Genomic DNA, 15,799 nt, shown 5'->3' on the forward strand with positions numbered 1-15,799 from the left:
AATACCCTATATTCATTGTTAATATTTTCTTCTTTTGCTAGAATATATTAAGTTAAAGTATGCGAAAGAGAAAGGAAACTCTTTTTATGAGGAAATCAGTAGTAGCAATTGTAGGAAGACCTAATGTAGGAAAATCAACAATATTTAATAGATTGGTTGGAGAGAGAATTTCTATTGTTGAGGATATACCTGGTGTAACTAGGGACCGGATATATTCAGAGGCAGAATGGCTTAATCACAAATTTAATCTGATTGATACAGGTGGGATTGAAATAGGTGATGAACCTTTGCTTGTTCAAATGCGTGAACAGGCGGAGATAGCTATTGATGAAGCAGATGTTATTATCTTCTTAGTAAATGGGAAGGAAGGGATTACCGCCGCAGACGATGAGGTGGCAAAGCTTCTTTATAAGTCTAATAAACCAATTGTTCTAGGAGTTAATAAAATAGATAATCCCGAAATGCGGGAAACCATTTATGAATATTATTCATTAGGATTTGGAGAACCATTTCCTATTTCAGGATCTCATGGTTTAGGATTAGGGGATTTATTAGATGAAGTTGTTAGCTATTTTCCAGAAAAAAATAATGAAGAAAAAGACAAAGATACCATATATTTTAGCTTAATTGGCAGGCCAAATGTAGGGAAATCCTCGTTGGTGAATGCGATTCTAAATGAAGAGCGTGTTATCGTCAGTGATATGGAGGGTACCACAAGAGATGCCATTGATACGCATTTGCATAAAGATGGACAAGATTTTGTCATAACGGATACAGCTGGTATGCGTAAACGAGGAAAAGTTTACGAATCAACAGAAAAATACAGTGTACTTCGTGCCCTAAAAGCAATAGAACGCTCCGACGTAGTTCTAGTTTTACTCGATGCTGAAACAGGAATTAGAGAACAAGATAAGAAAATTGCAGGATATGCTCATGAAGCAGGAAGAGCGATTGTAATAGTCGTAAACAAATGGGATACTGTGGATTCAAATGAAAAGGCGATGAAAGAATTTGAAACGAAAATCAGAGCTCATTTTCAATTTCTTGATTATGCTCCAATTGTTTTCTTATCTGCTAAAACGAAGAAGAGACTGCATACATTAATACCTGTTATTCAAACAGCTAGTGAAAATCATTCGAAACGTGTACCAACGAATGTCTTAAACGATGTAATTATGGATGCATTGGCAATGAATCCAACCCCGACTGTAAAAGGGAAAAGATTAAAAGTATTGTATACGACTCAAGTAGCCGTGAATCCACCAAGCTTTGTTGTCTTTGTTAATGATCCAGAATTAATGCATTTTTCATATAAACGCTTTTTAGAAAATAAAATAAGGGACGCATTTGGCTTTGAAGGGACTCCAATTAAAATATTTGCACGTAGACGTGGGTAGAGGAGGAGAAACATGGATAGAGTAGCGGTATTAGGTGCCGGAAGCTGGGGAACTGCATTAAGCATTGTACTTGCAGATAATGGGAATGACGTTCATTTATGGACTCATAAAAAGGAACACGCAGAAGAGATTAACCATTCCCTTATGAATAAGAAGTACCTTGACGTAGAGCTTCCCGAAAGGATTCAGGCCTATTATAATCTTGAAGAAGCAATACGTGATGTAAAAGCTGTTGTACTGGTTGTTCCGACAAAAGCCGTTCGTGAAGTTTGTCAAAAATTAAATCATCATATGGATTCATCCATTACTTTAATACATGCCTCAAAAGGAATCGAGCCTGGTTCGTTAAAAAGAGTCTCACAAATGATTGATGAAGAACTAAGCAATTATCATTATAATGATATTGTGGTTTTATCTGGACCTAGCCATGCAGAAGAAGTAGCATTGAGGCATCCGACTACGGTTACAGTTGCGTCTTTAAATGTAGATAATGCGAAAATTGCCCAGGATTTATTTATTAATGAATCCTTTCGTGTATATACATCAACCGATATTCTAGGAATTGAGCTTGGTGGTGCTTTAAAGAATATTATAGCATTGGGTGCAGGAATTTCCGATGGCCTGGGATATGGTGATAATGCTAAGGCTGCATTAATTACAAGAGGATTAGCTGAAATAGCAAGACTTGGAACTAAGTTAGGTGCTGACCCTCTAAGCTTTTTAGGATTATCAGGTGTCGGTGATTTAATCGTAACATGTACTAGTGTCCATAGTAGAAATTGGCGGGCAGGTAATTTATTAGGTAAGGGCCATCCTTTAGATGAAGTATTAGGGCAAATGGGTATGGTTGTAGAAGGGGTTCGGACTGTAAAAGCAGCCTACCAGTTTGCTAAGGAGCAATCAGTTGAAATGCCTATTACAATGGGGATATATCAAATTTTATTTGAAGGAAAAGACCCCAAAGATATTGTTGAGCAGCTAATGAGTCGTTCAAAACGAGAAGAAATGGATGATATTTCTCAATTACTTTATAAGCGCTATACAGAATAACACTAAAGTATACTTCTTGCATATACTATGTTGAATCAACATTGCTATGCAAGGAGGAAAGAGTGTGAATAATTTTCAAAAAGGACTATTTGATAAAATACAACAAAATGCCAATATTAACCCTGAAGAAGTTTTCAAAGTAGCGGAATCTGTGAAGAATGCGGATTTTTCGGATGAGCGTACTGTGCGTAATTTGGTTCGTCATCTAGCGAAAATGGCTAATAAGCCTTTATCAAAAGAGAAAGAAAACCGTATTGTTCAATCAATCGTTAATAATAAAATCCCAACAGATCCACAATCTTTAAATAATTTATTTAAAAAATAGCGATTCATGGGCAAGTGAGGATACATTAAGTCTTATACACGCATAAAATAAATCGCACAAGCATTCAAAGATAGAGCCTGCATGGAAATTTATTTAGTCAAATCCGAGATGGAGCTAGCCCCTTTCATCTCGGTTTTTTATTGTTTTTTTGGATGAGACCCTCTTTTTGTATAATTAGTTTTTTCGTTGCAATGAAAAGAATACGTTCATTCATTAAACTTCTGGGTGTTGATTTCCATTACGAACTGTAGCCTTATCCGTGAGCACGGTCATCCTTCGTAGCGGAAAAACGGATGCTTAACAGTAATCACGTACCAAATGTCATATCGTATTAAATTAATGAACATTATATAAATTTTATGCGAAACTATTAGAAAACCTCCAAGGTAATAAGTTGTTAACATACATTTTAATACGTGGAATAGGACTTGCTGTGTTATAATACGATTTGCATAGAAAAAAACAGGGGTGAAAAATATGTCGATTTCCATGCTTAAGATGTATATATCCTTTGCTGGAATGATTTTCTTATTTTTAGCAATGGGATTAATATACCTTGGTAGGCACAAGCTAAAGGGCTGGATTGCAAGGATCGTTTCATTATTAGCATACATTTGTTTAATTTTGGGTGGTTTTATCATTCTTTACATAGTATTTAGTGGTCCGACTAGATAAGCAAATCATATAAGAGGTCGTTCAAAGAAAGGAAGGCTTAACTTGAAAAAGCATACATATTTTTTTCTCTTCATCTTAGTCATGTGTATGACTGTTCTAAGTGGATGTTTATACCCGGATAATGAGCTCGCTAAAAATCAAGCTTCCTATGAGGAGCAAATAGAACGAGTCCAATCTGCAGTGGATCAGTACCGAGAAGTTACAAATGGATTAGTTCCAGTAAAAACAAAAGAAAATGAAACACCAATTTTTCGGAAGTATCTAATTGATTTCGTCCTGTTGAAAGAACGTGGTTTTTTATCGGAAATTCCAGGAAATGCCTTTGAAAATGGTGGGATTTATCAATATGCGCTTATAACTCCGGAGGATAATCCTAGAGTAAAACTAATTGATTTACAGCTCGCCGAAGCTATTCGTAGCGTGAATTTAAGGGTGAACACTTATCGGAATGAGCACCTATACCCTCCATTTGGTGAAAAGGTTGCAAAAGATGTCTATACTATTGATTACGAAAAAATAGGCTTAGACTCTATGCCTACTATAGAAAGCCCTTATTCACAGGAAATGCTTCCTATCATAATGGATGAGGATGGAAAACTATACATTGATTATCGCATTGATTTAAATCAAGCGTTACAAATGTATCAACACGAATACAAGGAAGGGGATGATATTCGCTATTTACTAGCTGAAAATACCCCATTTTTACCTGCGTATTCCCTGCCATACACTATTCAGGATGGAGAACCCATATTTTTATCAGAAGAAAATTAAATATTCATAATCCCTCCCTTGTGACATATATTGTTGCAAGGGATTTATTTTATTTATCATTCATTATTTTCTATCTTGGATTCCAATTTTACTTTTGCAATGATTTTTAAGTCATATTTTGATAGGACAACATCATAGACTTGTAATGTCAATTATTCGTAGTTTATTAAAGTTAGTATTCAAGATCGGGAGGGGATCTTTTGGAGAAAATTGATATTTTTAAAGATATTTCCAAGCGGACGAACGGGGATATTTATTTAGGTATTGTCGGGGCAGTTCGCAGTGGTAAATCAACATTCATAAAGAAGTTTATGGAATTAGTTGTATTACCAAATATTGAAGATGATGGGGAGAGAGAAAGAGCACAGGATGAACTTCCGCAAAGTGCAGCAGGAAAAACAATCATGACTACTGAACCAAAATTCATTCCGAACCAAGCTGTTTCTGTTAATGTCGAAGAAGGTTTGGATGTCAATGTTAGACTAGTAGATTGTGTGGGATATGCAGTTGAGGGGGCAAAAGGATTTGAAGATGAAAATGGACCAAGAATGATTAATACACCTTGGTATGAAGATCCTATCCCTTTTCACGATGCAGCCGAAATAGGTACGAGAAAGGTTATTCAAGAGCATTCCACAATAGGCGTGGTTGTTACTACTGATGGTACAATCGGTGAAATTCCTCGAACTGATTATATGGAGGCAGAAGCGAAGGTTGTAGAAGAACTCAAAGAAGTTGGTAAACCATTTATTATGGTTATCAATTCCACAAGACCATCAAGTCAGGAAACAGAGCTTCTTCGTACTCAATTATCAGAGGAATATGATATACCGGTTCTTGCTATTAATATTGAGTCCATGTCTGAGCATGATGTAAATAGCGTTTTACGTGAAGCCTTATATGAATTCCCAGTATTAGAAGTAAATGTAAACCTACCAAGCTGGGTCATGGTGCTAAAAGATAACCACTGGTTAAGAGAAAATTATCAAGAAGCAATTCAAACAACTGTAAAGGATATCAAGCGATTACGAGATGTTGATCAAATCGTCGGTAATTTTGATGAATATGATTATATTGAAAAGGCAAACCTCGCTGGTATGGAGATGGGAGATGGTGTAGCTGAGATTGATCTACATGCTCCTGATTATCTGTATGATGAGGTCTTAAAAGAAATTGTTGGTGAAGAGATTAGAGGAAAGGACCATCTTCTTGAACTAATGCAGGATTTCGCCCATGCGAAAAGAGAATATGATCAAGTAGCAGGTGCCTTACAGATGGTAAAACAAACAGGATATGGAATTGCTGCCCCAAGTTTAGAAGATATGGTATTGGATGAACCAGAGATTATTAGACAAGGACCTCGTTTTGGGGTTCGATTAAAAGCTGTAGCTCCATCTATTCATATGATTAAAGTTGAAGTAGAATCTGAATTTGCACCAATAATTGGTACAGAAAAGCAAAGTGAAGAGCTAGTTAGATATTTAATGCAAGACTTTGAAGAAGATCCATTATCTATTTGGGAATCTGATATCTTTGGAAGATCATTAAGCTCCATCGTTAGAGAAGGAATTCAAGGAAAAATCTCGTTAATGCCAGAAAATGCTAGGTATAAACTTAAAGATACATTAGAAAGAATTATTAACGAAGGCACAGGTAGTTTAATAGCCATCATTTTATAGCAGCTTATTATAGGCTGCTTTTTTGTTTTGTCTATTTTGTGGATCATCTTCTTTTGTTTCCTATATAATGGTTTATAATGGTTAAAATATCAAGAAACAAAGAAGGAATTCAATCGAATACGTCGTAAATATATAATGAAAGGTTTATAACAGCTGTAATTAGAAATAGACAGGAAAATATTAAATGTAATACAATCTTTTTCCATTAGATTAGAGATTTTTTGGTAATAAATATGCAAGAATTGGATACTTATTGTTGAATTTTAGCGCAATCTCAGTTATTATAAGCCTTGTCATCGAATCATTTTCGGTGACAAAACGTATAAAAACAGGCAAAATAGTGAACAAATGATGTTAGATTAGTTATTTTGTTCTGATTTCTATAGCACGAATCGGGAGGAGGTGAATGTCATGAATAAAACAGACTTAATAAATGCAGTAGCTGAAAAAAGCGAGCTTTCTAAAAAGGATGCAACAAAAGCTGTAGATGCAGTTTTTGAATCTGTCATGGATTCACTTAAAAACGGAGAAAAAGTACAACTAATTGGCTTTGGTAACTTTGAGGTACGTGAACGTTCAGCACGTAAAGGTCGTAATCCACAAACTGGTGAAGAAATCGAAATTCCTGCAAGTAAGGTTCCAGCATTCAAACCAGGTAAAGCCCTTAAAGATGTAGTAAAATAATAAATACATAGGGCAAAGGGTACGTTTCATAACGTACCCTTTTTCTTTTAACATCTTAGAAGCACAAATATTATCATGTAGTAGTTGGACAAGTAAAAATTGCAAACCTAGTATAATGAAAACGAATAGGACCTAACTAAAAGATATCATAGATGTTATAGTTAGAGTGTAAGAGTAAAAATTTTAAAGGCGGTGTTAAAATGAGTGAAAAAACATATAATCCTGATTTCTTTGTCATTAAGGCTCTAGAGGATGGAGTCAATGTTATTGGATTAACAAGAGGGACAGATACCAGATTTCATCATTCGGAGAAACTAGATAAAGGTGAAGTAATGATTGCTCAGTTTACAGAACATACATCAGCAGTGAAAGTTCGAGGAGATGCTCTTATACAAACTAGTCATGGTGAAATGAAGACATTATAAAATGAAATATAATTTAAAAGAAACATTTGGTTCATGTTAGAAATATGCTATAATAACTAGAGCAGTTAAAGAGTTGGAGAAAGGCTTTAGGTGATTTGTTTGAATACATCTAGCATGAATATTCGATACTTAAAAGAGCAGATAGAACAAAAATTAAACCAACCTTACATAGAGAAATTTATTGGCAAGCCAACTATTGATGAAAATAAGCTTATGGTACTAAAGGTGTTAATTGAAAATAAATCATCTTTATCAAAGTCAAAAAAAGAGCAATATATAATAACAACAATGCTTGTTCAAATTGCCTTAGATATACATGAACAGGTTCCTATCACATTTGAAGGGATTAGCACTGACAGTAAAATTGCTAATCAATTACGGGTTCTAGCGGGAGATTATTATAGTGGGCTCTACTATTTTTTACTTGCAGAAATAGATGAATATGATTTTATACATACATTAGCATCGGCTATTAAAGAAATAAATGAAAATAAAATGAAATTGTACCATCTAGAAGATATCAACTTGGAAGAGTTGATAGAACTAATTGGTCATTTAGAAGGACAACTTATTTTTTATGTTGCAGATTATGTGAAAGATACTTCATTAAATTCTCTAGCAAGTGAATGGTTAATAGTAAATAGGTTGATGAAAGAAAAACAGAATGCAAAGCACAAAATTGAATCAACGATTTTAAATAAATGGAGTCACTGTTTTGGTAGTTCCTCTACGTTTATTAATAAAGCAGATACGCTTATAGAAGAGAAAGCATATAAGATTAAAAATTTATTGAATGAATGTTCAGATCAGCATCAATCATTGAAGAATTTTATTAATGATCAGTTTAATAGAGAATTCAATTTAAAAACCTCAATCGTGGAAGAAGGATAGGAAATGCAAGAACAATCAAAAGAACAGCGAGTTCATCATGTATTTGAAAAAATTTATGACAACTATGATTCGATGAATTCCATTATTTCCTTTCAGATGCATAAATCATGGCGACAGGATGTTATGAACCGGATGAAAGTAGGGAAAGGTACTAAAGCACTTGATGTATGCTGTGGTACAGGTGATTGGTCTATTTCATTGGCTGAATCTGTTGGGGAGAGTGGAGAAGTAATAGGATTAGATTTCAGTAAAAATATGTTATCTGTTGCTGAACAAAAAAAACAGAATTTAAAAATGGATAATTTAGATTTAATTCATGGAAATGCCATGGATTTACCATTTGATGATAATTCTTTTGACTATGTAACTATCGGATTTGGTTTACGAAATGTTCCTGATTACATGACCGTTTTAAAGGAAATGCACCGAGTTGTAAAGCCTGGAGGGAAGGTGGTATGCTTAGAAACTTCACAGCCTACTGTAATTGGTTTTAAGCAATTATACTTCTTTTATTTCCGATTCATTATGCCGTTATTTGGTAGACTGTTTGCGAAAAGTTATAAAGAATATGCTTGGTTAAATGAATCAACAAGAAAATTCCCTGATAAAAACAGATTATATCAAATGTTTTTAGAAGCTGGATTCTCACATGTAGAACTAGAAAGTTATACAGGAGGAGTAGCAGCAATGCATATGGGGATTAAAGAGATATAACGATGTACACGTTCTAGTTTGTTAAGAATGTGTAACTTTAAGTGACTATAAAGGTGAAACACATGAGACTTCCAAAAACATATGGATATTTAAAAAAAGATTTAGACTTTATTGAAGCATCATTACATAAAACGATACAAGCTAAGCATTATATTTTGCGAAACGCTTCTACGGATTTATTAGATGCAGGAGGAAAAAGAATTCGTCCTGTATTTGTTTTGCTATCAAGTCAATTGGGTGAATTTGATATGGAGAAGGTGCAAAAAGTTGCAGTTTCATTAGAATTAATCCATATGGCAACATTAGTCCATGATGATGTTATTGACGAAGCAGAACTAAGAAGAGGGAAAACAACGATAAAAAAAATATATGGTAATCGTGTGGCCATGTATACTGGAGATTATATATTAGCAAGAGCCCTAGAGGAGATTTCATCTTTAAAAGATTCGAACGTACATCGTATATTATCAAAGTCGATTGTAGAGGTTTGTATCGGTGAAATCGAACAAATAAAAGATAAGTTTAATTGGAAGCAAAATCTACGAACTTATTTGCGGAGAATAAAAAGAAAAACCGCATTACTTATTGCTACCAGCTGCCAACTCGGTGGAGTTATCGCTGGTTTATCAGAAAAAGAATCCAAAAAATTATATCAGTATGGTTATAATATCGGAATGTCCTATCAAATCATCGATGATATTTTAGACTTCACTTCATCTGAAAAAGAGTTAGGAAAACCAGCTGGAAATGATTTGCTACAAGGAAATATAACATTACCAGTACTATTCGCTATGGAGGATGACGATTTTTCTTTGAAGTTGAAAGAAACATTTAATAGTGATGAAATAGATCCTCAAGATGAAATGAAAGATATCATTCAAGTATTACATGATACAGGTGCTATTCAAAAATCTTATCAATTAAGTAATTTATACTTGAAAAGGGCTCTACACACCCTAAAAGACCTTCCAAATCTTAGGGCAAGAAAAACATTAGAGGATATTGCAAAATATATAGGGAAAAGACGTTCCTAAACTATTGTTATTTTCTAATTAATTTGTTACGATTTAAAGGTCGGACTAGTATACATATTTGAAAATGGGGTGTAATAATGGAGAAAACATTTTTAATGGTCAAACCAGATGGGGTACAAAGAAATTTAGTAGGAGACATAGTTAGTCGCTTTGAGTCAAAAGGATTTAAGCTTGCTGGAGCGAAGCTTATGCAAATCTCAAAAGAGACAGCGGAAACGCATTACGGGGAACATAAAGAAAAGCCTTTCTTTGGTGAATTAGTAGATTTTATCACTTCTGGACCTGTTTTTGCAATGGTTTGGGAAGGGGAGAATGTAATCGCTACAGCACGTAATATGATGGGAAAAACAAACCCACAAGAAGCTTTACCAGGAACAGTACGTGGTGATTTTGGGCTTACAGTTGGAAAAAATGTTATCCATGGATCTGATTCCCCCGAAAGTGCAGAACGCGAAATTAATTTATTTTTTGAAAAAGAGGAAATCCTATCATATCAAAAACAAGATAGTGAATGGGTCTATTAGTTTCAAAGCAAGCCTCCGTTAATCTGACGGAGGTTTTTTAAACTTGAAAAGAGGAAAAAAATTGGTAGACGAATATTGTATGTTTATAAAGCAAATACATAAAAAACTAGGGATAGATTTAAGCAAATATAAGGAAAATCAGATGAAGAGGAGAATCACAACTCTTAGAGCTAAACGCGGTTTCTCAGATTTTAAAAGTTATTATGATAGTCTAATGAATGATAAGAATGCCTCATAAAAAAACTTACATCGATTGTTAAGAAAGAAATAATTCACTCATAGAATTCTAAATATTAAAATTTACTATATTTTTATCACAAATGAACAAAGTTATGCTATAGTAATTAGAAAATATCAAGCATTCTAAAATATATTGCGGTAAAGGAGAATATAAATGCGTTATTTAACAGCTGGAGAATCTCACGGTAAACAACTTACAACTATTATTGAAGGGATTCCGGCAAGAATGCCTATTACGAAAGATGATATAAATAAGTCTTTACGACGTAGACAGGGTGGTCATGGTCGAGGGAAAAGACAACAAATAGAAAAGGATTTAGTGAATATTACAGGTGGCATCAGGCATGGGTATACACTTGGATCACCTATTTCACTTGTAATTGAAAATGATGACTTTAAGCATTGGACAGATATTATGGGAGAAGACCCTATAGATGAAAATACTCAGGTAAGAAGAGTAGTTTCTAAACCAAGACCGGGACATGCTGACCTTAATGGTGCATTAAAGTATGGTCATCGGGACATGCGAAATGTTTTAGAGCGTTCTTCTGCTCGCGAAACAGCTGCGCGTGTTGCGGCTGGTGCTGTAGCAAAAACGTTGTTGAAACAACTTGGAATTGAGGTTTGCGGTTACGTAAAAGAAATTGCAGGTATACGTGCTAAGGAAATAGATGGTCTTTCCATTGACGAAAGAAGAGAAATTTCAACAAATTCTCCTGTGATGGTATTGGATAAAGATGTAGAAAAGCCTATGATGGACAAAATTGATCAAACAAAAAAAGAAGGCGATTCTATTGGCGGAGTTTGTGAGGTTTATGTTGAAGGGATGCCTGCAGGAATTGGATCATATGTTCATTACGACCGAAAAATAGATTCAAGAATTGCTGGTTCTGTTATTAGTATTAATGCCTTTAAAGGGGTAGAATTTGGGATAGGCTTTGAAGCTGCACAGAAATATGGAAGTGAAGTGCACGATGAAATAGCATGGAGCGAGGATAAAGGTTATTACCGAACTTCGAATCGTTTAGGTGGGCTTGAAGGTGGAATGACTACAGGCATGCCTATTGTTGTTAAAGGTGTCATGAAACCAATTCCAACATTGATGTTAAAACCACTTGAAAGTGTTGATATTGAAACAAAAGAACCATTCAAAGCTACCGTTGAGCGGTCTGATGCATGTGCTGTGCCCGCTGCTTCCGTAGTAATGGAACATATTGTTGCATTTGAATTGGCAAAGGCAATTACAGAACAATTTCCAAGTGATCAATTTTCGACTCTTAAAAAGGCAATAGATGATTATCGTGAAGAAATAAGGTGTTTCTAAATGGAAGAAATCACAGTTCAATCAAGTTCACATTCCTATCAGGTTGTTATAGGAGAAGGTGTTCGTTTTAATATAAGCGAATACTTGCCAAAGAATTATTCATCTATACTGATTATTACCGACGATAGAGTAGCGGGCATGTATTTGTCCGCTATAAAAAATAGTCTTCCTACTGAAAATGTATTTGAATCTATCATCTCTTCTGGAGAGCAATCAAAAAGTGTCGATGTTTTCTATCAGCTACATACGGATGCCATTCAATATGGCCTTGATCGAAATTCGTTAATTATTGCTCTTGGGGGCGGAGTAGTTGGTGATTTAGCAGGATTTGTCGCTTCTACATATATGCGTGGTATTGATTTTATTCAGGTCCCAACAACGATATTGGCACACGACTCAAGCGTTGGTGGGAAGGTTGCAATCAATCATGAACTCGGTAAAAATATGATTGGTAATTTTTATGCTCCTGTTGCTGTTATCTATGATGTAGAAACACTTCATTCACTTAGTGAAAAGGAAGTCCGCTCAGGGTTTACAGAGATAATAAAAGAAGCATTAATCTCTGATGAAACTACCTTTACACAACTGATGCATATAAACTTAAATGAAATCTCTAATCATCAATTACAAAAGTATCTATCTTATGGAATCATGGTTAAGGCTAAAATCGTAGAGGAAGATGAGAAGGAAAACGGAGTTCGTAAATATTTGAATTTAGGTCATACTCTTGGACATGCAATTGAAGCAGAGCTAGGTTATGGACAAATTACTCATGGGGAAGCTGTTGCTATTGGATTAATATTTGCTCTCTATGTTAGTAATGAAGTTTACTCAATAGATTTGCCTGTTGATACTCTTTATACATGGCTTAAAAAGAATAATTACCCACTTTCATTGAAGAATTTTAATATACAGAACTTCATTCAACGAATGAAGTCCGATAAAAAGACAACGAATAAGACTATTCAAATGGTTTTATTGGAAGAGATTGGAAGTCCTACAGTTTATGAAATTTCTGATGAGAGATTAGAGGAATATTTACAATCATTTTCTGAAAAGTTGGTGAAAAAATGACTAGAGGAATTCGTGGAGCCACTACTGTTACTCATAATGATGAAAAAGAAATATTAAAGCAAGCTAAGGATTTAATAGTAGAAATGATAGATATGAACAATGTACAAGCAACAGATGTATCGCATGTTTTTATTTCAGTTACAAAAGATTTAAATGCAACTTTTCCGGCTAAGGCCTTAAGAGAAATTGATGGATGGAAATATGTTCCTGTTATGTGCATGGCGGAAATTGATGTACCACATGGCCTTAAGCAATGCATTCGAGTAATGATGGTTACGAATACAAATAAATCGCAAGAAGAAATAAAACATATATTTAAAAATGAAGCAGTTAAATTGAGACCGGATTTAGTTAAGGGTGATTAGATTTGAAACGAAAAATTTTAATAGCAGGACTTGGACTTATTGGCGGATCATTAGCAAAGTGTGTCAATGAAGATGACAAATATCATCTAATTGGTTATGACGTGAATGAGGAGACTTTGGAATATGCATCCATACATGGTATGGTACAAGAGACATCGAACGATTTTGAGGATGCCGCAAAAAAGGCGGATATTATTTTTTTATCAGCTCCTATTTCAGAAACTATTCGTTTATTGAAACGGTTAGATACTATTGAATTAACCAAAGACGTAATTGTTTCTGATGTTGCATCTGTAAAAAGCTCCATTTTAGAAGTAGCAAGGAACCTATCTAATCCAAGGATTACGTTTATTGGTGGACATCCTATGGCTGGTTCCCATAAAAAAGGAATAGAAGCTGCTAAGGCTCACTTATTTGAAAGTGCTATATATGTATTAACACCAACTGCAAATGCTGATGAAGAAAAAGTTAATACATTAAAGGAGATTTTACAACATACTCAATCAAAATTCGTTGTTTTAAACTCTGATGAACATGATGAAATGACAGGAGTTGTTTCTCATTTTCCGCATTTAATTGCTTCTTCTCTAGTACACCAAGCTAAGAATTGGCAAGAGACCCACGCATTTTTACCTAATCTAGCAGCAGGTGGATTTCGCGATATTACTAGAATTGCCTCTAGTAGTCCAGAGATGTGGCAGGATATTTTTTACCATAACCGTGATAAATTATCGAAGCTATTGGAAGAATGGATTGACGAAATGCAGGGCCTGAAAGAGTTAATAGAGAATAACGAAAAGACAAAGCTAGTTACATATTTAACAAACGCAAAAAATTATCGAGATGGGTTGCCCGTTAAAGAAAAAGGTGCTATTCCTTCTTTTTATGACCTTTATGTGGATATCAGGGACCAACCTGGGGCAATTGGTTCGGTTGTCTTACTTTTAGCAAATAAAAAGATTAGTATTAAAAATATCGAGATATTGGAAATTAGAGAAGGGATTACAGGTGTATTGCGTTTAAGTTTCTCAGCCAAGGATACACAGCTGATTAGTTTGGATATCCTTATAAATCATGGTTATGAGGCTATGATTATGGAATAACAGTCAATAAAGGAAGTGGAAAAATGGGAGAGATAACGTTAAAACCTTACGAAAAGGAACTAAATGGCGAATTAGAAGTACCAGGAGACAAGTCTATTTCTCATCGTTCCGTTATTTTAGGATCGCTTTCTAGTGGGGTAACGAAGGTTACTAATTTTTTAGAGGGCGAAGATTGTATGAGAACAATAAAAGCCTTTCAATCCATGGGTGTTTCTATTCAAAAGGAGGGAACATCACTTACTATAAACGGACAAGGTGTTTCTGCTTTGAAAGAGCCCACAGTTCCACTTGATTTTGGAAATTCTGGAACGACAACAAGATTGATGCTCGGAATATTAGCTGGATTAGACTTTTTTACAACAATTTATGGTGATGCTTCATTATTGAAAAGGCCAATGGATCGAGTGGTTAATCCGTTACGAAAGATGAACGCATCCATAGATGGTAGGAATGATGGAAGACACCTTCCACTTTCAATCCGGGGTCAGGTATTAGAGGGAATTTATTATGAGTTGCCAGTAAAAAGTGCTCAGGTGAAATCGGCCATTTTACTAGCAGGACTTTTGGCAAATGGAAAAACCGTTGTTACGGAACAGGTACAAACAAGGGATCATACGGAGAATATGTTAGAGGCATTTGGTGCTGATATTTCAAGGGATGGTTTAACTACTACAATAACAAGTAACCAACCATTAAGAGCAACGGATGTACAAGTACCGGGGGATATTTCTTCTGCTGCTTTCTTTTTAGTTGCAGGTTGTATTGTTCCAAATAGTAGGGTTGTTTTAAGAAATGTTGGCTTAAATAAAACGAGAACAGGGATTATTGATGCGCTTCAAAAAATGGGAGCAACTATGAAAATAGAAAATGAAACAGTTACAAGCGGAGAAGCAATGGGTGATATTGTTGTTGAAGCTTCTTCTTTACATGGAACAGAAATTGAAGGAGAAATCATTCCTAGATTAATTGATGAAATACCGATTATTGCACTTTTAGCAACACAGGCAGAGGGGAAAACGATTATCAGGGATGCCGAAGAGCTTCGAGTAAAGGAGACAGATCGAATTGCTGCCGTGGTAGACGTACTATCCACTTTAGGTGCTAAAATCGAGGCTACAGAGGATGGCATGATTATTTATGGTAAAACACAGCTAACAGGTGGAAAAGTCTCCTCTTATGACGATCATAGAATAGCAATGATGGCTACCATAGCATCTTTAGTAGCAAAGGACGAAATTACCATTGATGACATTTCTTCTATAGCTATTTCATATCCTAGTTTTTTTGAACACTTACAATCTATAACAAGGAAATAAAGCTCAAGTGCCCATACAAGCTAAGATTGTGAAATTGATATAAGTACGTCTATATGTCGAGCAGGATGTGGCTATAACTTAATACAAGAAAATATTAACCGTAAATTTATAATTTCCAAAAGAAATGAAAAACCTGTCTAACAGCAGGTTTTTTCATTTCTTTTGGCATTTTGTTATAATAATAGAATAGCTTTATTAGGAAGAT

Annotated in this window: 18 protein-coding genes; all 18 read left to right on the forward strand. The window is 34.8% G+C overall.

Going from position 1 to position 15,799, the window contains the following annotated elements:
- Positions 1-86 precede the first annotated feature (86 nt).
- Positions 87-1,397, forward strand: a complete 1,311-nt coding sequence (gene der / locus CAO17_RS06420) for a ribosome biogenesis GTPase Der (RefSeq protein ID WP_085992022.1) — start codon at positions 87-89, stop codon at positions 1,395-1,397.
- A gap of 12 nt (positions 1,398-1,409) precedes the next feature.
- Positions 1,410-2,447 (forward strand): NAD(P)H-dependent glycerol-3-phosphate dehydrogenase, encoded by a 1,038-nt coding sequence (locus CAO17_RS06425; protein ID WP_085992023.1) that lies wholly within the window; start codon positions 1,410-1,412, stop codon positions 2,445-2,447.
- Positions 2,448-2,511: 64 nt separating this feature from the next.
- Complete coding sequence (locus CAO17_RS06430; RefSeq protein ID WP_085992024.1) at positions 2,512-2,772, forward strand: stage VI sporulation protein F; 261 nt, start codon at positions 2,512-2,514, stop codon at positions 2,770-2,772.
- A gap of 477 nt (positions 2,773-3,249) precedes the next feature.
- A complete protein-coding gene (locus CAO17_RS06435) occupies positions 3,250-3,447 on the forward strand; it encodes a DUF2768 domain-containing protein (protein ID WP_085992025.1) in 198 nt (65 codons plus the stop codon).
- 42 nt (positions 3,448-3,489) lie between these two features.
- Complete coding sequence (locus CAO17_RS06440; protein WP_245831773.1) at positions 3,490-4,221, forward strand: hypothetical protein; 732 nt, start codon at positions 3,490-3,492, stop codon at positions 4,219-4,221.
- A gap of 200 nt (positions 4,222-4,421) precedes the next feature.
- Positions 4,422-5,900, forward strand: coding sequence for a stage IV sporulation protein A (spoIVA, locus tag CAO17_RS06445; RefSeq protein ID WP_085992026.1), 1,479 nt, complete (start codon positions 4,422-4,424; stop codon positions 5,898-5,900).
- Between the two features lie 411 nt (positions 5,901-6,311).
- Positions 6,312-6,584 carry an HU family DNA-binding protein gene (locus tag CAO17_RS06450; protein ID WP_085992027.1) on the forward strand — a complete coding sequence of 91 codons (273 nt, stop codon included), beginning with the start codon at positions 6,312-6,314 and terminating at the stop codon, positions 6,582-6,584.
- A gap of 200 nt (positions 6,585-6,784) precedes the next feature.
- Positions 6,785-7,009 carry a trp RNA-binding attenuation protein MtrB gene (gene mtrB / locus CAO17_RS06455; protein WP_085992028.1) on the forward strand — a complete coding sequence of 75 codons (225 nt, stop codon included), beginning with the start codon at positions 6,785-6,787 and terminating at the stop codon, positions 7,007-7,009.
- A 114-nt stretch (positions 7,010-7,123) separates the two neighbouring features.
- Positions 7,124-7,900 carry a heptaprenyl diphosphate synthase component 1 gene (locus tag CAO17_RS06460; protein ID WP_218775535.1) on the forward strand — a complete coding sequence of 259 codons (777 nt, stop codon included), beginning with the start codon at positions 7,124-7,126 and terminating at the stop codon, positions 7,898-7,900.
- Between the two features lie 3 nt (positions 7,901-7,903).
- Positions 7,904-8,614 (forward strand): demethylmenaquinone methyltransferase, encoded by a 711-nt coding sequence (menG, locus tag CAO17_RS06465; protein ID WP_085992030.1) that lies wholly within the window; start codon positions 7,904-7,906, stop codon positions 8,612-8,614.
- 62 nt (positions 8,615-8,676) lie between these two features.
- Complete coding sequence (hepT, locus tag CAO17_RS06470; RefSeq protein WP_085992031.1) at positions 8,677-9,648, forward strand: heptaprenyl diphosphate synthase component II; 972 nt, start codon at positions 8,677-8,679, stop codon at positions 9,646-9,648.
- Positions 9,649-9,725: 77 nt separating this feature from the next.
- Positions 9,726-10,172: a nucleoside-diphosphate kinase gene (gene ndk, locus CAO17_RS06475; RefSeq protein ID WP_085992032.1), complete on the forward strand. Its 447-nt coding sequence runs from the start codon at positions 9,726-9,728 to the stop codon at positions 10,170-10,172.
- Positions 10,173-10,233: 61 nt separating this feature from the next.
- Positions 10,234-10,410, forward strand: a complete 177-nt coding sequence (locus tag CAO17_RS06480; protein ID WP_342744224.1) for a hypothetical protein — start codon at positions 10,234-10,236, stop codon at positions 10,408-10,410.
- Between the two features lie 156 nt (positions 10,411-10,566).
- Complete coding sequence (gene aroC / locus CAO17_RS06485) at positions 10,567-11,736, forward strand: chorismate synthase (protein WP_085992033.1); 1,170 nt, start codon at positions 10,567-10,569, stop codon at positions 11,734-11,736.
- On the forward strand, positions 11,737-12,810 hold the full coding sequence (aroB, locus tag CAO17_RS06490; protein WP_085992034.1) for a 3-dehydroquinate synthase: 1,074 nt from the start codon (positions 11,737-11,739) through the stop codon (positions 12,808-12,810).
- Positions 12,807-13,175: a chorismate mutase gene (aroH, locus tag CAO17_RS06495; protein ID WP_085992035.1), complete on the forward strand. Its 369-nt coding sequence runs from the start codon at positions 12,807-12,809 to the stop codon at positions 13,173-13,175. Before aroB ends, aroH begins: the two co-directional genes overlap by 4 nt.
- Before the next feature lie 2 nt (positions 13,176-13,177).
- On the forward strand, positions 13,178-14,278 hold the full coding sequence (locus CAO17_RS06500; RefSeq protein WP_085992036.1) for a prephenate dehydrogenase: 1,101 nt from the start codon (positions 13,178-13,180) through the stop codon (positions 14,276-14,278).
- A gap of 23 nt (positions 14,279-14,301) precedes the next feature.
- A complete protein-coding gene (aroA, locus tag CAO17_RS06505) occupies positions 14,302-15,594 on the forward strand; it encodes a 3-phosphoshikimate 1-carboxyvinyltransferase (protein ID WP_085992037.1) in 1,293 nt (430 codons plus the stop codon).
- Positions 15,595-15,799: the final 205 nt, after the last annotated feature.

This window comes from Oceanobacillus senegalensis (genome assembly GCF_900176885.1).
Lineage (GTDB): Bacteria > Bacillota > Bacilli > Bacillales > Amphibacillaceae > Oceanobacillus > Oceanobacillus senegalensis.